The 20,732-nt window shown below is 62.2% G+C and carries 20 protein-coding genes; 13 read left to right on the top strand and 7 right to left on the bottom strand.

Features of this window, described 5'->3' with window-relative positions:
* The first annotated feature begins 149 nt into the window (after nucleotides 1-149).
* From A5652_RS24420 to A5652_RS24405, 4 genes are all read left to right on the top strand, one after another.
* Nucleotides 150-800 (top strand): N-acetylmuramoyl-L-alanine amidase, encoded by a 651-nt coding sequence (locus A5652_RS24420; RefSeq protein ID WP_232001402.1) that lies wholly within the window; start codon nucleotides 150-152, stop codon nucleotides 798-800.
* 112 nt (nucleotides 801-912) lie between these two features.
* Nucleotides 913-1,143: a hypothetical protein gene (locus A5652_RS24415; RefSeq protein WP_067358089.1), complete on the top strand. Its 231-nt coding sequence runs from the start codon at nucleotides 913-915 to the stop codon at nucleotides 1,141-1,143.
* Nucleotides 1,144-1,348: 205 nt separating this feature from the next.
* Complete coding sequence (locus A5652_RS24410; protein WP_067358151.1) at nucleotides 1,349-2,377, top strand: fused (3R)-hydroxyacyl-ACP dehydratase subunits HadA/HadB; 1,029 nt, start codon at nucleotides 1,349-1,351, stop codon at nucleotides 2,375-2,377.
* A gap of 117 nt (nucleotides 2,378-2,494) precedes the next feature.
* Nucleotides 2,495-3,904 (top strand): adenylate/guanylate cyclase domain-containing protein, encoded by a 1,410-nt coding sequence (locus A5652_RS24405; protein ID WP_067358085.1) that lies wholly within the window; start codon nucleotides 2,495-2,497, stop codon nucleotides 3,902-3,904.
* A 167-nt stretch (nucleotides 3,905-4,071) separates the two neighbouring features.
* On the opposite strand, the gene A5652_RS27935 is transcribed toward A5652_RS24405, so the two are convergent.
* From A5652_RS27935 to A5652_RS24385, 5 genes are all read right to left on the bottom strand, one after another.
* A complete protein-coding gene (locus A5652_RS27935; protein ID WP_156745526.1) occupies nucleotides 4,072-4,218 on the bottom strand; it encodes a hypothetical protein in 147 nt (48 codons plus the stop codon).
* A 682-nt stretch (nucleotides 4,219-4,900) separates the two neighbouring features.
* A complete protein-coding gene (locus A5652_RS24400; protein WP_232001400.1) occupies nucleotides 4,901-6,118 on the bottom strand; it encodes a CaiB/BaiF CoA-transferase family protein in 1,218 nt (405 codons plus the stop codon).
* Nucleotides 6,119-6,141: 23 nt separating this feature from the next.
* On the bottom strand, nucleotides 6,142-7,665 hold the full coding sequence (locus A5652_RS24395; protein WP_067358078.1) for an aldehyde dehydrogenase family protein: 1,524 nt from the start codon (nucleotides 7,663-7,665) through the stop codon (nucleotides 6,142-6,144).
* Between the two features lie 23 nt (nucleotides 7,666-7,688).
* Complete coding sequence (locus tag A5652_RS24390) at nucleotides 7,689-8,894, bottom strand: amidohydrolase family protein (protein ID WP_082984064.1); 1,206 nt, start codon at nucleotides 8,892-8,894, stop codon at nucleotides 7,689-7,691.
* A 70-nt stretch (nucleotides 8,895-8,964) separates the two neighbouring features.
* Entirely contained in the window at nucleotides 8,965-10,185 is a 1,221-nt protein-coding gene (locus A5652_RS24385; RefSeq protein WP_197514096.1) for a cytochrome P450, read from the bottom strand.
* A 317-nt stretch (nucleotides 10,186-10,502) separates the two neighbouring features.
* On the opposite strand from A5652_RS24385, the gene A5652_RS24380 reads away from it, so the two are divergent.
* From A5652_RS24380 to A5652_RS24355, 6 genes are all read left to right on the top strand, one after another.
* Nucleotides 10,503-11,192: a TetR/AcrR family transcriptional regulator gene (locus A5652_RS24380; protein ID WP_067358075.1), complete on the top strand. Its 690-nt coding sequence runs from the start codon at nucleotides 10,503-10,505 to the stop codon at nucleotides 11,190-11,192.
* A 217-nt stretch (nucleotides 11,193-11,409) separates the two neighbouring features.
* A complete protein-coding gene (locus tag A5652_RS24375; protein ID WP_067358071.1) occupies nucleotides 11,410-13,758 on the top strand; it encodes a CaiB/BaiF CoA-transferase family protein in 2,349 nt (782 codons plus the stop codon).
* A gap of 3 nt (nucleotides 13,759-13,761) precedes the next feature.
* Entirely contained in the window at nucleotides 13,762-13,962 is a 201-nt protein-coding gene (locus A5652_RS24370) for a ferredoxin (RefSeq protein WP_067358068.1), read from the top strand.
* Nucleotides 13,959-15,074: an NDMA-dependent alcohol dehydrogenase gene (locus A5652_RS24365; protein WP_067358064.1), complete on the top strand. Its 1,116-nt coding sequence runs from the start codon at nucleotides 13,959-13,961 to the stop codon at nucleotides 15,072-15,074. Before A5652_RS24370 ends, A5652_RS24365 begins: the two co-directional genes overlap by 4 nt.
* Nucleotides 15,064-16,158, top strand: coding sequence for an NAD(P)-dependent oxidoreductase (locus A5652_RS24360; RefSeq protein ID WP_067358061.1), 1,095 nt, complete (start codon nucleotides 15,064-15,066; stop codon nucleotides 16,156-16,158). The genes A5652_RS24365 and A5652_RS24360 overlap by 11 nt, the downstream gene beginning before the upstream one ends.
* A gap of 66 nt (nucleotides 16,159-16,224) precedes the next feature.
* Nucleotides 16,225-16,611 (top strand): nitroreductase family deazaflavin-dependent oxidoreductase, encoded by a 387-nt coding sequence (locus A5652_RS24355; protein WP_067358141.1) that lies wholly within the window; start codon nucleotides 16,225-16,227, stop codon nucleotides 16,609-16,611.
* Between the two features lie 109 nt (nucleotides 16,612-16,720).
* Here the strand turns inward: A5652_RS24355 and A5652_RS24350 are convergent, their stop codons facing one another.
* Both A5652_RS24350 and A5652_RS24345 read right to left on the bottom strand, forming a co-directional pair.
* A complete protein-coding gene (locus A5652_RS24350; RefSeq protein WP_082984063.1) occupies nucleotides 16,721-17,140 on the bottom strand; it encodes a limonene-1,2-epoxide hydrolase family protein in 420 nt (139 codons plus the stop codon).
* Between the two features lie 61 nt (nucleotides 17,141-17,201).
* Entirely contained in the window at nucleotides 17,202-17,852 is a 651-nt protein-coding gene (locus tag A5652_RS24345) for a TetR/AcrR family transcriptional regulator (protein WP_067358137.1), read from the bottom strand.
* A 112-nt stretch (nucleotides 17,853-17,964) separates the two neighbouring features.
* Between A5652_RS24345 and A5652_RS24340 the strand changes: the two genes are divergently transcribed.
* From A5652_RS24340 to A5652_RS27240, 3 genes are all read left to right on the top strand, one after another.
* Complete coding sequence (locus A5652_RS24340; protein WP_232001409.1) at nucleotides 17,965-18,927, top strand: oxygenase MpaB family protein; 963 nt, start codon at nucleotides 17,965-17,967, stop codon at nucleotides 18,925-18,927.
* On the top strand, nucleotides 18,928-19,734 hold the full coding sequence (locus A5652_RS24335; RefSeq protein WP_067358054.1) for a CbbQ/NirQ/NorQ/GpvN family protein: 807 nt from the start codon (nucleotides 18,928-18,930) through the stop codon (nucleotides 19,732-19,734).
* 125 nt (nucleotides 19,735-19,859) lie between these two features.
* Nucleotides 19,860-20,732 (top strand): spirocyclase AveC family protein (locus tag A5652_RS27240; protein ID WP_082984067.1); only part of this gene is annotated, 873 nt, incomplete at its 3' end.

The following is a 20,732-nucleotide window of genomic DNA, read 5'->3' as shown; positions in this document are numbered from 1 at the left end:
CTCACGCCCGTATCGTGAGGACCGTGTGTGAGCCCGCGTCCGGCCGGCCAGCTTTTTTCAGCCGCCGTCAGTTGCTGGCGCTGGCCGGGAGCGCCGGTGCGGCGTCCCTCGTCTGCGGCTGCTCGACTGCCATGTCGGAGACCGGCCCGATGCCACCTTCAGCCCCGGCTCCCGCACCGACCCCGACGATCAGTGCAAACCTGACCGCTACCACTTCAGCGCTGTTGCTGTGCCGGGACGCGTGGGGCGCCCGGCCGGCCCGCTCCGGAGGGAAGCGCCACACCATCACCCGGATGACCCTGCACCACGAGGCCGTCGTCCTCGGCGAAAACCGCAATGCCCCAGGCCATCTCCGGCAGGATCAGCGATACCACCAGGACCAGCACGGATGGATCGACATCGCCTATCACGTCGGCGTCGACCGCAATGGCGACATCTACGAACTGCGCAGCACCGAGATCGCGGGCGATACCGCGACGGACTACGACACGACGGGTCATTTCCTGGTCCTCTGCGAAGGAGACTTCGATCAAGAGGCCGTGCCGGAGGCCCAGCTCCAGGGGGCAGCTCGCGCTTTCGCGTGGGCTGCCCAGACTTTCCACGTTTCAACCGACACACTGGCGGGCCATCGAGACCTAGCCCAAACGTCTTGCCCGGGTCGAAACCTGTACGCCCACCTTTCTTCGGGTGACCTCAAGCGCCGCATCGACGACCTCCTCGGTGCGGGCGGAGTGGACCTGCAGCGCTTCTGCGGTCCCGACGCGGCCGCAAGGGTCGCGTCGATCGAGGCCGGCAACTGACCAGGGCTCCCACGGCGCTTTCAACGGAGCCCGTCCGGACCCCACTCGCCGGAATGTTTGTAGTTTCGTGACAGCGGGCACTTGCTGGACACGGGTAGACGAAGGGGTCAGCATGGCGGTCACACATCTCAGCGGTTTCGCGAACGCGTGTCAGGAGGCCGTGGGGGCCGTGCTTCATGCCATCACCACTCACGGGGACGAACGCCGAGGACACCTCTCGGATGCCAAATCGGCAGTGGACGTGGCGTTACGCGATGCCCATAGCGGCGAGGAGTGGTACCTGGCCCAGCACCTGCGTCAGGGAATCAAGGATGTGGAGACGCGCCTGCGCGACGCTTCCTAATCGCTAGCCAGTGCCGTTGACAGGCCGGCAGCGACAATCACTTTCGTAGGCGGCGTCAAAGTTGCGCGGGTACGTGCCTGGCATAACCACGAGGTTTCGACACGGCGCGGCGTAGGGAATTCGCGGACGTCATCCTCGGCGCAACGCGCGTTACTGTGCTTTGGTCGGCCTCACCGAACTGGCCGATAGAAAAGTTGAGCAATTCATGACCACAGCAGAAGCGTCGGCGCTCGAATCGCGGGTCGGCCACTACTACCAGATGGACGGCACCTACCTGGTCGGTCGCGAGAAGTTACGCGAGTACGCGCGCGCCGTGCAGGACTATCACCCTGCGCATTGGGACGTCGCCGCAGCTGCTGAGCTGGGATATCCGGACCTGGTGGCGCCGCTGACATTCACGTCGACGCCGGGCATGACCTGCAATCGCCGCATGTTCGAACAGGTCGTCGTCGGCTACGACACCTACATGCAGACCGAAGAGCTGTTCGAACAGCACCGACCGATCGTGGCCGGCGACGAACTGCACATTGACGTCGAACTGACGTCGGTGCGCAGGATCGCAGGTAGGGACCTGATCACCGTGACCAACACTTTCACGGACGCGGCCGGCGAGCGGGTGCACACCCTGCACACCACCGTCGTCGGAGTCACCGCCGAGGATGTCGATCCCGCGATCAAGCTGGCAGTGCCGAACATCATGATGCATGACGTGGACCTCACCGCGGTCGGTGAAGCCGATGACGCGTACGAGAAGACAGTGCGCCCCGAGGGCGAGATTCGGATCGCCGAGCACGGCAGCACTCGCACGCCGGGGACGCCGTCCTTCGAGGACGTGAAGGTTGGCGACGAACTACCGGTGCATCACACCCGACTGTCTCGCGGGGACCTGGTGAACTATGCGGGCGTGGCCGGAGACGCCAACCCGATCCATTGGGACGAGGAGATCGCCAAGCTGGCCGGCCTGCCCGACGTGATCGCCCACGGAATGCTCACCATGGGGCTAGGTGCCGGATTCGCCTCCACATGGACAGGCGACCCCGGCGCGGTCACCCGCTACGCGGTACGGCTCTCGGCACCCGCGATCGTGTCGGCCAAAGAGGGCTGCGATATCGAGTTCAGCGGCAAGGTCAAATCACTGGACCCGGAGACCCGCACCGGTGTCGTCCTGGTCGGGGCGAAGTCCGGTGGCCGAAAGATCTTCGGCTTGGCGACGTTGAACGTTCGTTTCCGCTGACGCGTCTCTGCCAATTGCAGGGGCGGCCGTTCCTCTTGAGGAGCTGCCGGGAATCGGCACCGGTGAGTCAGCGAAATCTCTAGTGCCTGGTCGCGGCGATCCATTTAGGTTGAAGTGATGAGCGACACCCTGCCCCAGCTTTCGGTGCTCAAGGAAACCGCCGATCGGGCCGTCGCGGACGCCATCGCACGGCTGATCGAAGACGGTGAAGATCATGAGCTCAACCGAATCAACGCACTGGATTTCGCCAAGCGCACCGGCTTCGACGAAGAAAAGGTGATCTCCGGCTTCCTGCATGCCGCACGGATTGGCCTGTTCGATCTCACCTGGAATGTGCTTTGTCCCGGTTGCAGCGGCGTACTGGACGCGCACGACACCCTGAAATCGCTGCGTGATGACGACTATCGCTGCGGATTATGCGCCTGCGGCTACGAGCCTTCCGTCGACGAGCAGGTCGAGGTGGCCTTTACCGTCAGCCCCAAGGTCCGGCGGATTGCCGCCCACGATCCCAACACCTTGCCGCTCTGGGATTACTACAAGCAGGTGTTCTGGAGTTCGGGCATCGATCTCGATGGGGATTCCTTTGCCTCGCTGACCGAGGAAGTGACACTGGATGCGCTGGAGCTGCCCGCCGGCGAAAAGGCGGTGCTGTCTATCCAGCTTCCGCCGGAATTCATCATCGTTTTCGACCCGGTGACGCACGCCGCGCATTTCATCGACGTCCAGGGCGAGCCGACCGAGGAACATCAGCAGCTCGGGCTGATCTTCAACAAAGCGCATCCGCCGACCGAGTCGAGTACCTTGCGTCCGGGTCCGCTGCGGCTCGCGCTCGACAATCAGTCCGCCGTGCGGACGCTGCCCACCGTGTTTGTCGGGGCCGACGCGCTCCACCGCGTGCTGGGCAAGCGCAGGCCGTTCCTCACCGCCAAGCGAATGCTGTCGAACCAGACATTCCGCGATGTGTTCAAGGCCGACAACCTCGAAATTGATCAGCGTCTCAAAATCACCTCGTTGACTTTTCTGTTCACCGACCTCAAGGGGTCGACCGCGTTGTACGAGCGGGTCGGCGACCTCGCCGCGTTTGACTTGGTGCGCGCGCACTTTCACGCGCTGCTGGAAATCGTCGCGGCCGAAAAGGGCGCCGTGGTCAAGACCATCGGGGACGCCGTGATGGCGACCTTTGTCGAGCCGGCCCACGCGCTTGTCGCGGGCTTGCGGATGCGGGCCGCGATGGACAAGCTCAATGCCGAGCGCGGCAAGTCCGATTTGGTCGTCAAGATCGGGATCCATGAGGGGCCATGTCTCGCGGTGATGCTCAACGAGCGACAGGACTATTTCGGCCAGACCGTCAACATCGCGGCCCGGGTGCAGAGCCTGTCAACCGCGCAGGAGATCCACATCACCGGCCCCGTGATCGACGCGCCCGGCGTCGCCGCCATCCTGGAAAAGGAGTCGATCCGGCCGATTCGGAAAGAGGCCGCGCTGCGCGGCATCGCCGACAAGATGGTTGTGTACGAGATTCCGTAACTGTCAACCGGGCGACGCTCCGGCGGCTGGGACTGCTTGGTCATCGCAACACCACCACCGCTCATGGAGGACGTCCTCACCCGGCATCGCCTGGAGCCGCCGGACTCGTAGGACTCGCCGTGGTCGCAGGACTCGTCGGACTCGTCGAGGTCGGACTGGTTGAGGTCCTAGGACTCGTTGAGGTCGTCGGACTCGTTGGGGTCGTCGAAGTCGTCGGACTGGTTGGCGCCGTCGGACTCGTAGGAGTCGTGGGACTCGTCGGCGTCGTGGGAGTCGTGGGCGTAGTACTCGCGAGGCCTGGGCCTTCGCCGCACCAGTCCGCCACATCTTTCGGGTACTGCTCGAGTGGTGGAGGACAACGCTGCCCGGGTGGGAAGTTGGCGCCGGCGTTGAGCAGATCGCAGGGCACGTAGACCTGCTTGCCCTTGGGAGTGTTGGTCAGACACTTCGTCGGCGGCTCGCCGTGGGCCTCGACGGGAATGATGGCCGCCGCCATCACCGCGCAGAGCGCCCAAGCAAGACGGCGATAGGTCATGAGAGCTCCTCATCTAGCTGCAAAAGTCCATCGTGAGAGTTCACTGGCGGTAATCAAAGCAAACGAAGCTTTGCCTGCGCGACGATAGCGTTCGATTCACATTCTCGGTGGAGCTTGCCGGGAATCGAGCCCGTCGCGAAAGTTGCGCTAGCTGGGAAAATGCGAAATTAGAGTACGCGAAACGACGCGAAAGTACGTGAATCGACCTGCCGATACGCTGAAGGTGTTGATGGCATCAACATGGAAGCGCCCTCAAACGCACCGCCGCTTGCAAGCAGGGCTCGAGCGACGCTTGAAAGCCGGAGTCGACACCGATACTGCGTTGGCCGTCGGGGGTTCACGAGGTTTCAACGGACGTGGTGTTACTCGGCGCCCTGGCGATGTCAGGAAGCGTCACCTGTTGCCGCGAGTGTGACAACGCCGTTACGAGCAAACTTCGCGAGTGCGGCACGCGCCGACGTTCAGATTGCACCCGACGAACGAAGGCGCTCCATTCCGGCCGCGTCGTAGCCCGCCAGGGCGCCGAGTAACTCTTCCGTATGCTGCCCGACGTGCGGCGCCGCTGGCGGTGCAAATCGTTCGTCGGGTTTCGTCTTGATGCACGTCCCGATCAATCGCTGAAGCGTCCCGTCCGGCTGGGCCTGCTCGTAGACGAGTCGGCGCGCCTTCGCGTGGTCGTCGTCGAAGAGGTCTGCTCCCAAAAATGCTGGTGCTCCTGCGATATCGGTCGCAATGAAGAAGTCGGTCCATTCCTTGCGGGTGCGGGATTTAAAGATTGCTGTTAGCTCCTCGCGCAGCCGGGCCTCTGCCTCGACATCCTTCGCCGGCTTCTGGCGCCCCGGTTGGTAGAGATCCATCCTGTCGAGTGACTCGCAGAATCTCAGCCAGAACTTGTCCTCCAGGGCGTTGAACACCACGTAGTTGCCGTCGTTCGTTTCGTAGTACTGGTAACGAAGCGAAGCGCGGATTCCCTCGCCATAGGTGGGTTGACCGTTCGCCAGTGCTGTGAGGTGTTGAAAGTTCCAGTTGATCGCCGCATCGACCTGCGCTACTTCGATGTACTGCGGCTTCCCGTCGCGCTCGGCGGCACGCAACGCGGCGAGTACGCCCATCGCTGCGTATAGCGGTCCCGCCAGAACACCTGTCGTCCCTGTCGCCGCGCCAGAAAGGCGTGGCGTTCCGTCCGCGTCGATGATCGGCGGACTCAAGCCGGCGAAACAGTCGAAGGACAGCCCGTGAGTGGGTAATCGGGTGTAGGGCCCATAGCTGCCCATGCCATTGAGCACGCAATAGACGACTGTCGGATTGACTGCGACGATGTCGTCGTAGCTGAAGCCCAGCCGCGGCGCGGTTCCGTAACGTAGTCCATCGATCATCACCGCCGATTTCGCGGCCAGGCGGCGAAACGCATCTTGCCCGTCAGACGTTTTCAAGTTGATCGCCACACTCTTCTTGCCCCGGTTCCAGTGCGAGTCCTGCAGCTCGCCGCCGGAAACCGCCGAACCGCGAAAACCCCCGCCGCCAGGCGGCTCCACCTTGATCACCTCTGCGCCGAGGTCAGCCAGATGACCACCCAGCGCATCCGCGGAGAAGAGTGACACCTCGAGGACTCGGACATCCTTGAGAAGTTCCATAGCGCGACCTTTCCAACCCCAAGTCCCGACGCGGATCCGCGCCACGTCGTCGAAGGTGCAGTGCCCCGCTACATCATGGTGATCGATTTCAGCTCGGTGTATTCCTCGAAGCCCCAGCGCCCCTGCTCTCGGCCAAGCCCACTCTGCTTGAAGCCACCAAATGGCCCCCCGCCGTTGAACATCCCGCGCGCCGGTAGAGACCAGCCTGGGCCCTGCCCTCCGCCCGGATTGGCTCCTAGATCGACACCGGGTGCGACAGTCTGCACCATGATGGTGCCGGTTCTGACCTGCCTCGCCACGTTGAATCCCTTCGCGGCGTTGCGAGTCATTACCAGACCTGCCAAACCGTAGATGGAGTCGTTCGCGATGCGGATGGCCTCGTCTTCGGAACGATAGGTCATCACCGCCAAAACGGGACCGAAAACCTCTTGCTGGCACAAACGCATGTCGCTGCGGCAGTCGACGAATGCCGTCGGTTCGTAGTAGAAGCCGCGTTCGAGATGTTCGGGACGTTTGCCGCCGACCACCAGCCGCGCGCCGTCTTGTAGGCCCGCTTCAACGAAGGATTCAACTCGTTGACGCTGCTGATCCCTGATCAGCGGGCCAACCACAGTCGTGGGATCACGCGGGTCCCCCACCGTGATCATTGGAGCCATGGCTCTGACACCCTCGACATACGCGTCGAGCAGATGCTCGGGCAACAGAAGTCGCGACGTGACGGTGCATGCTTGTCCGGCATGCATCAGCACCTGTCCGAATCCTATTCCCGCAACGTCACTTTCGGTGACATCGTCGAGCACGATGTGCGCACTCTTGCCGCCTAGCTCCAGCTGTGTGCGTTTCATCGTTGCCGCCGAAAGCTCGCGGATGCGTCGACCGGTCGCCGTAGAACCGGTGAACCCGATCATGTCGACGCCTCGGTGCGTACACAGCTCCTCTCCCACGTCGGCACCGCCCACGACCACGTTGAACACTCCCGGCGGCAGGCCCGCTTCCTCGCCAACCTTGGCCAGCTCCAGGGCGTTCATCGGAGTCCATGGGTGGGGCTTCAGTACCACAGTGCAGCCGACGGCCAACGCGGCCAAGCACTTCTGAATGTTTATCGAGAAAGGAAAGTTGAATGGAGTGATGACGCCGACCACCCCGACCGGTTCACGAACTACCGTCACGCCCCCCAGGCCGGTCGGCGAAACCACAGGGCCGCCGGGTGTTTCCACCCACGTCACATCGTGTTCGACGAACTCGCCATAGTAGTGGGCGGCCTCGATGGCGCCGCCAACCTGAATCAGGTCCGTGATGAAGCCGGTCGAGCCGATCTCGGCGACGACTAGCTCCCGAAGCTCCGCTTTGCGCTCATCGAGGATCTCAGCGAATCGCTTGATGATCTTCGCCCGCTCCCGGACGGACATCCACGGCCACGGACCTTCGTCGAAAGCTCGCCGGGCAGCCTCGATCGCCATTGCCGCCTGCTTTGGTCCACCATCGACGACTCGGCCGATCAACTCTTCATTCGACGGATCGATAACATCGATGGTGCCGATAGCGTTGTCGCTCAACCACTTACCGTCGATGAAGCTCTGGTACTCACGCATCAAACGAATCCGTCAGCCGCAGATTACGCCAGGGTCGGATACGCGGCGGGCTCAAAGTCGAAGACCCGGCGTGCATTACCCTGCAGCACTTTGTACTTGTCGAGGTCGGACCGGCCGTCGAGTGCCTTATGGGCGGCCTGAAGGGAGTTGGGCCACAGGCTGTCGGTGTGCGGATAATCCGTTTCAATCATCACATTGTCGACGCCGATGGAGTCGAGGTTGGCCGCCCCGAAGTCATCCTCGATGAAGCAGCCGTACATGTGGTCGCGGAAGAGCTGGCGCGGTGACTCCGGAAAAATCTCGGGATTGGTGGGCACCGGGGTCAAGCGCATCGTGGCCGGATCAACCGCCCAATTGTTGGTGCGCAGGTACTGGTAGTCGGAGGCGACGTGTTCTGCACGCTCGATGAGGTAGGGGATCCAGCCGATGCCGCCCTCGGCCAGCACGATCTTCAGGTCGGGGTACTTCTGCAGCTTGCCCGAGAACAACCAATCCGTAGTTGAGTTCGCGAGATTGAGGTTGATGTTGACCGCCTGAACGCCGAAAGGTGCGTCAGGAGATGTGGTCGGGCTAACCGAGGAAGATCCGATGTGCGTGCACAGCGGCATCTTCGTCTCGTTCACCACCGCGAAGAAGTCGTCCCATGCCCCCGAGTGGATAGACGGAAATCCCAACGGGTGCAGGTTCTCCGAGAAGGCAATGGCTTTGGCCCCCTTGCCGGCGCACCGTAGCGCCTCCTCGACGGCCAAACGGGTATCCCACAACGGGACGATGACCATGGGGATGTAGCGACCGGGCGCCGCCGCGCACCATTCATCGATGACGAAGTCGTTGTACGCCCGCACGCACTTGAGACCCAGGTCGCGGTCACCGAGGTGGGCGAACATCTGACCACAGAACCGGGGGAAGAACGGAAAGTTCAGTCCCGCGATCACATGATCCTCGTCCATGTCAGGGATGCGGGCCACCGGGTCGAAGTATGCGCGGGGCATAGCGTCGTAATTCACTGGCAGCGGGGAATACTCGGCCGGCCTTTGGTGAGCCGCGACCAAGATGCCCAGCACCGACGCGCGCGCTTGCTCGTAGACCCACGTATCGACGCCGTCGATGCGCTCGACGTGTGGCACTCGATCGCGGTCGGCGGCCGATGCGCGGTCGACCCATAGATTCGGCGGCTCGATGATGTGGTCATCGACGGAGATCATCCATTGAAGATCTTGCTTGTCCACAGGTTCCTCCTCAGGTGAAAATTCCTATTGCGTTGGCTGCGAAATGATGTGGGCGGTTGTTCACCGTCCCTTACTGGCCGACGCGGGCACCCGGCGTGAAGACGACGGGCAGGGCGCGGTAGCCCCGAGTGACCGAATTCCCGTGGAAATCAACCTTTGCCCCTGGCGGAATGGCGTAGTCGGGTATCCGTTTGAGGGTCTGTTCGACGCCCACCCGGAACTCGAGTCGGGCGAGATTGGAACCTAGGCAGCGATGGACGCCGGCTCCGAAGCCGAGGTGGCGATTTGTCTGTCGGTCGAGAATGCACTTGTCCGGCTCGTCGAACTCGCGCGCGTCGCGGTTGGCGGCCGCATAGTTTACGACGACCGTCTCCCCGGGACAGAACTTCTGGCCGCTTAGTTGAACCTGTTCGGCGACTGAGCGATGCAATCCGTGGACCGAACCGGCGAACCGGATGAATTCCTCTATCGCTGTGGGCATCAACTCGGCTTCGCGTACGAGTCGGTCGCGCTCCGAAGCATGGGTGCCCAGATAGAAGAAGGCGAACGACATTGCGCTAGAGGTTGTTTCAAGCCCCGCTTGCACCAGCAGAAGCGCATTCGCGACAGCGTCGTCGAAGCTCAACTTCTCGCCGTCGATCTCGGCAGCGAGTAAGACATCGATAAGGTCGTCACGCGGCGGTTCACTACGCCGTTTGTCGATCTCGTCGCGCACGCGATGGTAGAGATTCGTCATCGCACCGATTCGGACCTCTTCGCTCTCACCATTGATCCCGAGGTCAGCGGCCTCGATGTAGAGCGGCACGTCCTCAACGGGCATGCCGAGCAAATGCCGGAAGAACACGATCCCGGGTTGCTGCCATGCGACGTCGGCGAGATCGCCGCGTCCCGATTCGATGAAATTGTCGATCAACCCATCGGTAATCGCGCGCACCTGGGGCTCCAGGTCCTTCATCCGGCCCGGGGAAAAATATGGGTTGAGAACTTTGCGAAGCTGCTGCTGTCGTGGTGGATCCAAGTTGATCACGATGTCGCCGAACGACGTCGGGTTGCCGCCGACGGGCTTGCTGGAGAAGCTGCGCCAATCACGCAAGATCTCATAACAGTCGTCGTAGCGGGTGGCGACCCACGCGCCCCCCGGAGTCTGTCCCAGGAAAGGGACATCCTGGTGGCTGAACGGTCCGTTCTCCCGCATCACCGCGTAGACCTCGTAGAGGAATTCTTGGTCGCCGAAATCTTCGTGACGAAGATCGAAATTCCGGGCATGCTCCTCCGGTGATTTGCTCACCATAGGTAGTCCTTTCCGAACCCGAATGCGGGCATGCCGGGAGAGAGGAAGCGCTCAGTCTCGACAGCCAGCCTCCAACCACGGGTCGTCCACATTGCGGCTAAACCGCACTCGCGCCACCGTCGATGTGCCATCTGCGCCGGCCCTCGAATTTCTCGCACACGCCGAAATTAGCTTTGGCAGCACAGTAAATCGTCGGCTGCATGGAGGTCAAGTCGCACTCGATAACTACCTGAGCACGCTTACGATCCGCGCGCCGGCGTGGAACGCGCGCGTGCGAGCTTTCCCTCAGTCGAAGGGTCCTCGCTAAAGTATGTGTGATGACTGCAGGCGCGCGGCGGCGAGTTCGCGATAAGGACGGCAAACAACGAGCCCTCCTCGAAGCGGCTGCTGAGGTCTTCGCCGAAGCGGGATACGCGGCCGCGCCAACAAAGGAGATCGCTCGTCGCGCCGACTGCTCGGAAGCAATGCTGTTTCATTATTTTGGGGACAAGCAAGGCATCTTCGAGCAAGTTGTTTCTCGACAGATCGCGGACCTCGTCAGTGAGGCCGAAGAGCAAGTCGTGGCGGCCCTCCCTGCGCGCTTCGAGGACTATGTCGAGCAGCTTTTCTTCGCAAGACTGAGGATCGATGATCGGGACAGCGGTGTTCCCGGCTGGGACATTTCCGGTCAGGCGCTATCGGATCCGGACTTCTCGATGCGGGTGCTGCAACCGAATCACGCACGCCGCACGGCCGTTATTGCCGAAGGCGTTCGCCACTACCAAGCCGCGGGGCAGATCAGGGCCGACGTCGACGCCGAGCTGTTCGCCGAACTGCTGGCTAATTTCATCATTTTCACAACGAGCCTCGGACCGCGCTGGTTTGGTACCGGCGAATCAGATATCCGCGCGCAGATCGAACTGGGTTCCCAGATCCTCGCCAGAGGCGTGAGCACGCCGACTGCGGATCCGCCCACCAAGCGAGGCGGGCGGGTCCAACGGGCCCCTAAGGTGCGTGCTGCCGACTAAAGCTCCGACGAACCCCGCTCGCGACCAAGGTTATCGAGTCACACTTGACACCCTAGCTTTCTCGTCGCTAGCGTCGTTGCCAGCCAGGGCGCAGCCATGCGGATGCAGAGCACCCTTGCTCGATCGGTACGAGCGTGAGGACAGAAGGTGGCGTGTGTGCACTCAGCGGCGCAAGTAACTCACTTTCGAAAACATTGACGCGGAAAGTCGCACGGCGATGAACGCTCTGCGTGGGGTTCGTGTTGTCGAGTGGGCGACGGAGATCACCGGCCCGTACTGCACCAAGTTGTTCGCCGACCTCGGAGCAGAGGTCATCAAGATTGAAACCCCAGACGGGGATCCGTTCCGCCGCAGAATGTCTGGCGATCGAAGCGAAGACGGCGCGTTGTTCAATTTTTTGAACGCCGGCAAGCGTTCAGTCGTTGGCACTTCGCTGCCCGACCTGGAGGCGCTGATCGTTTCCGCCGATGTGTTCGTCGAATCTCTCGGCCCTGGGGCACTCGACCACGAGGCCCTCCTGCGGCGGGCGCCGCATCTGGTGATCGTGGCGTTGTCTGCGTACGGGTTGACCGGACCGTACCGGGACCGGCCCTCGACGGAGTTCACGATTCAGGCCGAGAGCGGCACCCTGGCGCTGCGGGGTCGTCCGGACCAACCGCCCATTCAAGCGGGCGGTCGAGTCTTCGAATGGGTCATGGCCAGTTATGCAGCCGTCGGAGCGCTTGCCGCGTTGCGTCGAGCCCAACTCGGCGGACCGGGTGAAATCATCGACTGCTCATTGTTGGAGACGTGTCACCTCAGCGCCAGCGGGTTCGCTGACCTCTACCACGAGTTGGCCGGTCGTCCCCCTTTGACCGTGCCGGCCCGACAGGTTGAAATCCCTTCCATCGAACCGACCGCGGACGGATGGGTTGGCTTCAACACCAATACCCGCCAACAATTCGAGTCGTTCCTGGCAATGATCGGCCGACTGGACCTGCTTGATGAGGACCAGGCCTGGGCAGTCGCCACGACGCGGTGGCAGCGCCGGGACGAGTGGAATCAGATGGTGCGGGAATGGACGACGCGACGTTCCACCGACGAGATCGTCGCGTTGGCCTCCGATCTGCGGATCCCCGTCTCACCAGTCAACAATGGCCAGACCGTGTTGGGCCACCCTCAGTTCGCGGCGCGCCGCGTGTGGGCCACGTACGCCGACGGCAGCTTTACCCACCCGTTGGCGCCTTACCAGATCAATGGCGTGCGACCCGCCCCAACCGCGGGCGCTCCTCCGCTCGGCGAAATGGCAAAAGTCTCCGCCCACAGCAGGATTGCGACCGCTGCCGACCGTGCACCCGGACTTCCGCTGGAGGACGTACGAATCATCGACGCGACAGCGTGGTGGGCGGGCCCCTCCTCCACCCACATTCTCGCCGCGCTAGGCGCTGACGTCATCCACCTGGAGTCGACGGACCACCCTGACGGAGCACGGATGGCGGCCGCGGCGTTCGCCAGTCAGCCTGAGTGGTGGGAGCGGTCAGGGATGTACCTGGCAACCAACACCAATAAGCGAGGGCTCACCCTCGACCTGTCCTCTCCCGAAGGTCGCGAGCTGTTGTTCGGACTCGTCAAATGCTCGGACCTTCTGGTCGAGAACTTCTCGCCACGCGTCTTCGATAATTTCGGCATCACGTGGGAGTCCGTAAATGAGCAGAACCCTCGAATAGTGATGGTCCGGATGCCCGCATTCGGGCTCGACGGGCCATGGCGCAACAATGTGGGTTTCGCGCAAACGATGGAGCAGATGACCGGGATGGCGTGGGTGACCGGCCACGAGTACGACCAGCCGCGAATCCCCCGCGGTCCGTGTGACCCACTGGCGGGAATGCACTCCGCCTTCGCCATGCTCGCCGGCCTCCGGCGACGCGACGAGACCGGCCAAGGGGCCTTCATCGAAGTATCGATGGTTGAGTCCGCGCTCAATGCAGCCGCCGAGCAGGTCATTGAATACAGCGCCTACGGGAACCTGATCTCGCGACTAGGAAATCGCAGCCGTGACGCCGCCCCGCAAGGGCTATATCAATGCGCGGGGACAGAGCGGTGGCTGGCGATTTCGGTCGCCACGGACGAGCAGTGGCGGCTACTGAAGTCGGCTCTGGGCGAACCGGATTGGGCGAACGACCCCGCGTTGGACACTCACGAAGGGCGTGTGCGGGCACATGATGTGCTTGACAAGCATCTCGAACAATGGGCCGGCGACCAGGATTCCTCGGCCGCTGCACAGATGCTCGTTGAATATGGTGTTCCGGCTGCGGATTTAGCAGACGCCAGGATCGGTTCGATGCACCCTCAGCTGGCCGCACGAGGCTTCTTCGAAAGCCTCGACCATCCCATCGTGGGGCGGCATCACGTGCCGGCAATTCCCTTCAAGTACCGCAGCGTTGACAACTGGTATGGGGCAACGGCGCCGACGTTGGGGCAGCACAACGCGAGCATCCTCGGCGACTTACTCGGTCTCGACGCCGCATCCATCGCAGCGCTCACAGAAAAAGGAGTCATCGGAACCAGACCAGGCGGATTGGACTGAGCGGTGAAACTTCGTGTCGACTCAGAAATGTGCCAAGGCCATAGCCGTTGTTACGCAGCGTATCCCGAACTGTTCGACATCGACGACGAAGGGACCGCCGTCGTCACCGTGGAAAATGTTCCTCCCGGATGGGAAGACCGCGCACACAACGCGATCGCGAACTGCCCCGAGCGTGCCATACATATCGTCAAGGAGTCGCCATGAAGACCAATGGAGCAGTTCTGTGGGGGCTGAACGAAAAGTGGTCGGTGGAAGAGATCGAACTCGATCCGCCGCGGGAGGGGGAGCTACTCGTCGAGTTCGAAGCCACCGGTCTATGCCATTCCGACCACCATATCCGCACCGGCGACATGTTCGGGGTGAGTTTTCCCTTGATAGGTGGACACGAAGGGGCGGGAATCGTCCAAGAGGTTGGCCCGGGAGTGCGCGATGTAGCTGTGGGAGACCACGTGGTCACGTCCTTCCTGCCGGCGTGTGGTCGCTGCCGTTGGTGCGCCACGGGTCGTCAGAACCTGTGTGATTTCGGGGCGACCATCCTCGCGGGAGTTCAGGCCGACGGCACCTTCCGGCGCCGAGCCAGGGGACGGGGCATCGGAGCGCTCTCCGGCGTCGGCAGTTTCGCGCAATGGGGTGTGTTGTCGGAAGCCTCAGTAGTCAAGATCGACAACGATGTGTCGCTGTCGCGCGCGTGCCTTCTCGGCTGCGGCGTCACCACCGGCTGGGGTTCGGCCGTCAACACCGCGAATGTTGTTCCCGGCGATGTGGTGCTCGTGATGGGCTGCGGGGGCATCGGCAGCGGTGCCATTCAGGGCGCGCGGCTGGCGGGCGCGGAGCACATCGTCGTGGTCGATATTGAGCCGAGCAAGCGCGACAAAGCATTCCAGTTCGGAGCCACTCACTTTGCCACCTCGATGGAGGAAGCCATCCAGTTAGTTGGCGAGATTACCCGTGGAGTCATGGCCGACTCGGCCATCCTCACCCCAGGCGTGCTCGAAGGCGCGATGATCAATGACGCGCTCAATGCGGTGCGGAAAGGCGGTGCCGTGGTGGTCACCGCCCTGGCATCGATGTCCGACGTGACGCCGACGCTGCCGCTGACGTTGTTCACGCTGTTCCAAAAGCGCCTCCTGGGAAGCCTTTACGGCGAAGCCAACCCGCGCGCCGACATCCCTCGACTCATCAGCCTCTACCGAAGCGGCAAGCTGTTGCTCGACGAAACCGTCACCGCCGAGTACAAGCTCAACGACATCAATGAGGCCTACGACGACATGCTCGCCGGCCGCAATATTCGAGGAGTAATCATCCATGAGCACTGAGCCGAATGGAAGTGTCCTCGTCACCGGCGCCTTCGGCCTGGTCGGCTCGGCAACCGTCCGGAGACTGGCCGAACTCGGCCGCCGGGTGGTGGCGACGGACCTCGATACACCTGCCAACCGGAAGGCGGCTCAGAAGCTACCGGGCGGAGTCGAGTCCCGGTGGGCCAACCTCACTGATCCCGAGCAGGTGCAGCGTCTCGTATCCGACGTCGCCCCGGACGCGATCATCCATCTAGCGGCGGTCATCGCGCCGGCGATCTACCCGATACCCAAAGTCGCGCGACGGGTGAATGTGGACGCCACTGCAAACCTGGTTCGCGTTGCCGAAGGGCAAAGCAAGCCACCGCGATTCGTCCACGCGTCGAGCATCACCGTGATGGGTCCCCGGAACCCGTACCGCACGACCCCTCCCCTGAAGGCGGAGGACCCGATGCGGCCCTACGACGTCTACAGCGGACAGAAGTCCGAGGGCGAGGAGATTGTGCGGGGATCGACGCTGGAATGGGTGGTCCTGCGTTTGGGGGCCGTGGTCGGCCCGGATCTCAGGGCACTGCCTGTCAGCGCCGACATGGCGTACCTGCAATCCGTAGTGCCCAGCGACGGTCGGGTGCAGACAGTCGATGTTCGCGACGTCGCCTGGGCGTTCGCCGCGGCGACCACCGCCGACGTCACTCGCGAGATCCTGCTGGTCGGCGGAGACGATTCCCACCGATTGACCTACGCCGAGGTCACCTCAGACCTCGTCGCGGCTTTGGGTCTACCAGGCGCCATGCCACCGGGCCGCCCCGGGGATCCGAACAGCGACGACGATTGGTTCGTCACCGACTGGATGGACACCACCCGCGCTCAAGAGGCGTTACAGTTCCAGAACCACTCGTGGCCCGAACTGCGGGCCGAATTGTCGAAGAAGTACGGATTGTTGCGCTACCCGGGCCCACTCATCGCCCCGCTTGTGCGACTGGTCATGGCGCGCAGGTCGCCGTATCGGAACGCACCCGGTCAGTACGCCGACCCGTGGGGGAAAATACGTGCCAAATTGGGCGAGCCGTTATGGGATCGGCCCAAAGAGGTTCCGACGACGTAGGTTTGCGCCGAGCCCACCGCAGTCACCCGGGCGGACCAGAACTGCATGTGGCGAGAAGGGATTTTCATGCGAGTGCCCCGTGCTGTCGCACTGTTCAATCGCCGTGTCACTAATCCTGTGGCTCGCTCGCTCACACCGTGGCTTCCATGCCTGGGGACGCTCGAGCACACCGGACGCAAGTCAGGCAGGCATTATCGAACGCCCCTCTTGGTATTCAAGACCCGGGACGGTTTCGTCATTCTCATCGGCTACGGGCCCGAAACGGACTGGCTCAAAAACGTATTGGCCGGCGGGCCGACCGTACTGCACAAGCGGGGCAACGCCCTCGCGTTGGGCAGCCCGCGCATCGTCAGTAAGGCTGAGGCCGCGCCCCTTGTCACGCCGGCACCCAGACTGTTCTATCGTCTGTTTCCCTACAACGAAGCAGCATTGGTGTTGACGAAAACCGACTGAACGGACTGTGTTGTGCAGTCTCAGCGGCCCGCTGGGCAGCAACAGTGAGTACGGTTGCTCCGTGATTTGTTGGTACATTCCAGCTTTGCGAAACGCGGTCGCTCATCGGTCATGTCGCAGACGCGGATGGAACCAGCGCGCTGATGTCTTCGCCCTGAAGGAGTTTGATTGTGAGGTTGAGATCGAAGTAGTCGGTCCACCTGGTGATCTTGCCGTCATCTCCGACCACGAAAGTTCCCATCACCGGAATGGCTGGCTTGGCTCCATCGGGGGTCTGGATGTAGTCGAGGCGTTCGGTCAGAACGACTGAACCGTTATTGGCGATATTGACGATTTCGAATGCATAAGCGTCGGGGAACATAGAGAACTGAGCACCCAAATTCTCCACGATGGCATCGACTCCGCTGAAGGCCGGCAAACCAACATTTTGATAAATGGCGTTGTCAGCCAGCAGAGGGCGCAGAGCGTCGGGATCGCGACGTTCCATCAGGGCGCAGAACTCGCGGACCACATCAACGGGATTAGACACGGGGAACCTCCAACTCGAACGGACCACACACCAACACGATTTTTTTCTTTACCTCACGCGGCTATCTGGGCTGGCTGACGGATTCGGGGAGTCCTGTGGAGATGTCGGCCGTGGCCAGCAGCAAGCCGGCGACGAGGTCAGCGACGTGTTCGCGGCTTGTGTCGAACTCACCGCGTAGCCACGCAGTGGTCACCTCAATTGCACCGCTCACGACTGCAAAAGCAGCAAGATCGGTGTTGAGTTGGCTGGCGGCGTTGTGGCCGAGAAGTTCCCTGGTGCCTGCGGACATCGCGGCGGCGATCGCGCGGGTGCTTTCTAAGCGGGCGCGCTGTAGGGCGTCGGAGGTGTTGGACCCGATCAGCAATTTTGCGAGCCGGGGGTCAGCCGTCAGAAATTCGAGAGCCGCGTCCGCAGTGACCCGAATTTGCCCCCGAATGTCAGTCGGGGTCTCACGTGTAGCGGCCCCCACGGCCTCCAATCCCAACGCGGTGAGATCCCGCACGATAGTTTCTAACAACGCATCTGAGTCCGTGAAATGCTCGTAGAAATAGCGATCATTGAGGCGCGCGCGTGCACACACCGCACGTTTCGAGACTGCTCGGACGCCACCTTCGGCAAACAGATCGAGCGCAGCCTCGATCAGTGCGCCGCGCCGACTAGCGCGGCGCTCCTCGGCCGTGATGCCGCCGTAGCCGCGCGTCGCACTAGCCATCAACCGCATTGTGCCTCATCTTCCCTTGACCTAACCACATTTGTGGTGCAGTCTGGCACCACAATAACTTCTGGGGCCGACCTGCACCAGAACTAGGGCGTAGGAGGTGCTGATGTCGGTCGGTTCGATCGGCAATGAGGTCAAGCCCGTCCTCGTCGGCGACTCCGGTGACCGATGCGTCGGCTCGGTGGCTGATCGGTTCGAGCGCGCGATGGGTTCGCGCTTCCTTGTGCTGTTCGCCCCAGCACTCTTCGACGAAATGATGCTGCCGGCCGTGTCGGCTTCCCTAGTAGATACAGCGCGGATTCGAGAAGACCCGTTTGCGCGCGGGCGTCGCACGGCCGCATCCTTTCAACTCACGTTCGTCGCCAACGATGTCGATCGTCGTGAAGAGATGCAACGTCTCGTGCGCCTGCACCGCGACATCAAGGGCGTCGGGCCCGACGGAGTTCGCTACAGCGCGATGAGTCCCGAGCCGTGGAATTGGAACCTCATCAGCATCTTCTTTATGTACCGCGGGGCCTTCATGGCAATGACCGGCGAAAAGCTCAGCGCCGCTGACAACCAGGCGATCTGGGACCGCTACCGGGCGCTAACCGAAGATCTACAGATGCCAGGTCGTGCACGACAACTGGCAGATCGCTATGACGAGCTATCCGCGTATTACGAAGAGATGGCGACCGAGAAGCTCAAGCGCACACAGGCTCTCGACATCGTCGTGAATGCCCTGCGGCACCCGCGGCGACCCAAGCAAATGTCTGTTCTCACCGAACCGCTGTGGAGACTGCTAGGACCACTCGGAGGTCATGTTGCCGCAATCCTGGGGTTCGGCATCGTGCATCCCCTGGTGCGGGCGATACTTCCGATGCGGTGGACGCGCCGCCATGAGCTGGAATTCGCGGTCCTGACCAGACTCCTGCAGATCGCCTACCGCTGGTTGCCCCGTGGCCTTACCGACACGCCGCTTGCGCGGCCCAAGTGCGCCTACGCGCGAGTTGTCAATCACTACAAGGGAATCAGCCTGACATCGTTCGCGGCGGGCGCCACCGAAACATGCGGACAGTTGGCGGGGTAAATGACACTGACTGATGGTGTCAAAGTCGACACCCGTCCGTACTACGTCCCTGTAAGTGACGAAGAACGGGTGTTCAAAGCTGCTTATCGCCAAGGTTTGTCGATTCTTCTGAAGGGCCCGACTGGGTGTGGCAAGACCCGGTTCGTCGAGGCAATGGCCCACGATCTCGACCGACCGCTGATCACCGTCGCGTGCCACGACGATCTGACTACCGCGGACCTTGTGGGCCGCTTCCTGCTGCGAGGCGGCGAGACTGAGTGGGTTGATGGGCCGCTCACTCGTGCGGTGCGTGAAGGTGCGATCTGCTACTTGGATGAGGTCGTCGAGGCACGCCAGGACACCACCGTCGTATTGCATCCGCTGGGGGATTACCGGCGCCAGTTGCCGATCGAGCGGCTTGGCGTCACGCTCGATGCAGGGCCTGAATTCTGCTTGGTGGTGTCGTATAACCCCGGCTACCAGAGTGTGCTGAAAGATCTCAAAGATTCAACTCGCCAGCGGATGGTCTCAATCGAATTTGATTTTCCGCCAATTGATGTCGAAGAGAAGATCGTTGCGTGCGAGTCGGGCGTCGGGCCGGAGCGGGCTGCTGAGCTGGTCCGGTTCGGACAGGCTATTCGTCGGCTGGAGACGGCAGGACTACGCGAAGTGGCGTCGACGCGTGTACTCATCGCGGCCGGCCGGCTGATTGCCGAGGGCCTTGAGCCTCGCGTCGCCGCGCGTGCAGCCATCGCCGGCCCGCTCAGCGATGACTCGACGGTCACAAGCGGCTTGGTGGAGATGATCGACCTGTATCTGAGTGGCTAGACACCACAACGCAATTGCAATCTTTCCACGGAACAAATACTTGTGAGGAATGGTCGGTGAGGACCAGAGCAGGCAACGCGTGATCACACACATACAAGTGAAACAAGAGATTGTGAGGATCGATAGTGACCGCCGAGCAGACAACCGCATCGTCCAAGGGGCCGACGACAGTTCCGGAAGGCTCTAGGAAAGGCAACCTTTGGCGCTGGGTCTTCTGGCCTCTTGGTGTCCTCGCCATCGCGGCTGTGGCATGGAATGCCCGCGACTATCCCGACGCGCGGGTCGGGAATCCAGAAGTGACGGGTGTACCACGTCCCGTCAGGCCCCTGCTCGGCTTTCGCCACTGGCTCGCCGTTGAACAGGTTGGCACCCTCATCGTGATGCTCATCGTCGTCGCGGTTTGCGTATGGGGTTGGCGTCGTTATGGCCCGCACCCATACATACTCATGGCCATTGTGACCACGTTCATCGTCTGGCAGGACCCGATTATGAACTGGGCGCCGTACGCGGTTTACGACCCGCGGCTGTGGCACTGGCCGGAGTCGTGGCCGTTAGTATCGCTCTCTCCCACTGTCGAGCCGTTCATCGTCTTCGGCTACGTACTGTTTCAATTCGGCCCATACTTCCCGGCGGCCTGGGTTCTCCGCAAGATTCAGGCTCGACGGCCGGTTGACTCATTCGTCTGGCACCATCCGCTGATCAGTCTTGGCCTCTTGATCTTCGTGGTGGGGTTCATCGTCGACATGTTTCTCGAAGTCGCAGCGATCCGCACAGGTCTGTACAGCTACTCGCAGCTGATGCCGTTCGGCTCGATCTTCGTCGGCACACCGCATCAGTTCCCGCTGCTATGGGAATCCTCTTTGGTCACTCTCGTGATGATTCCCGCGGGGATCTTGGTCTACCGAGATGACACCGGTCGCACGGTGTCCGAGAAGTTAGCCCAGCGCGCCCGCATCTTCCCCAGCCGGCCGGCTCTCGGTTCATTCATGGTGATGCTG

The sequence above is a fragment of the Mycobacterium sp. 1165178.9 genome, from assembly GCF_001673555.1.
In the GTDB taxonomy this organism is placed as follows: domain Bacteria; phylum Actinomycetota; class Actinomycetes; order Mycobacteriales; family Mycobacteriaceae; genus Mycobacterium.
The sequence above is the reverse complement of the archived record's forward strand: the minus strand, read 5'-3'. Positions and strand labels throughout refer to the sequence as shown.

What these genes read in the sequence shown, in the direction of transcription:
- A5652_RS24420 (WP_232001402.1), top strand. Translation starts at nt 150, where the DNA reads ATGCCACCTTCAGCCCCGGCTCCCGCACCGACCCCGACGATCAGTGCA.
- A5652_RS24415 (WP_067358089.1), top strand. Translation starts at nt 913, where the DNA reads ATGGCGGTCACACATCTCAGCGGTTTCGCGAACGCGTGTCAGGAGGCC.
- A5652_RS24410 (WP_067358151.1), top strand. Translation starts at nt 1,349, where the DNA reads ATGACCACAGCAGAAGCGTCGGCGCTCGAATCGCGGGTCGGCCACTAC.
- A5652_RS24405 (WP_067358085.1), top strand. Translation starts at nt 2,495, where the DNA reads ATGAGCGACACCCTGCCCCAGCTTTCGGTGCTCAAGGAAACCGCCGAT.
- A5652_RS24395 (WP_067358078.1), bottom strand. Translation starts at nt 7,665, where the DNA reads ATGCGTGAGTACCAGAGCTTCATCGACGGTAAGTGGTTGAGCGACAAC.
- A5652_RS24385 (WP_197514096.1), bottom strand. Translation starts at nt 10,185, where the DNA reads ATGGTGAGCAAATCACCGGAGGAGCATGCCCGGAATTTCGATCTTCGT.
- A5652_RS24380 (WP_067358075.1), top strand. Translation starts at nt 10,503, where the DNA reads ATGACTGCAGGCGCGCGGCGGCGAGTTCGCGATAAGGACGGCAAACAA.
- A5652_RS24375 (WP_067358071.1), top strand. Translation starts at nt 11,410, where the DNA reads ATGAACGCTCTGCGTGGGGTTCGTGTTGTCGAGTGGGCGACGGAGATC.
- A5652_RS24365 (WP_067358064.1), top strand. Translation starts at nt 13,959, where the DNA reads ATGAAGACCAATGGAGCAGTTCTGTGGGGGCTGAACGAAAAGTGGTCG.
- A5652_RS24360 (WP_067358061.1), top strand. Translation starts at nt 15,064, where the DNA reads ATGAGCACTGAGCCGAATGGAAGTGTCCTCGTCACCGGCGCCTTCGGC.
- A5652_RS24355 (WP_067358141.1), top strand. Translation starts at nt 16,225, where the DNA reads ATGCGAGTGCCCCGTGCTGTCGCACTGTTCAATCGCCGTGTCACTAAT.
- A5652_RS24345 (WP_067358137.1), bottom strand. Translation starts at nt 17,852, where the DNA reads ATGGCTAGTGCGACGCGCGGCTACGGCGGCATCACGGCCGAGGAGCGC.
- A5652_RS24340 (WP_232001409.1), top strand. Translation starts at nt 17,965, where the DNA reads ATGTCGGTCGGTTCGATCGGCAATGAGGTCAAGCCCGTCCTCGTCGGC.
- A5652_RS24335 (WP_067358054.1), top strand. Translation starts at nt 18,928, where the DNA reads ATGACACTGACTGATGGTGTCAAAGTCGACACCCGTCCGTACTACGTC.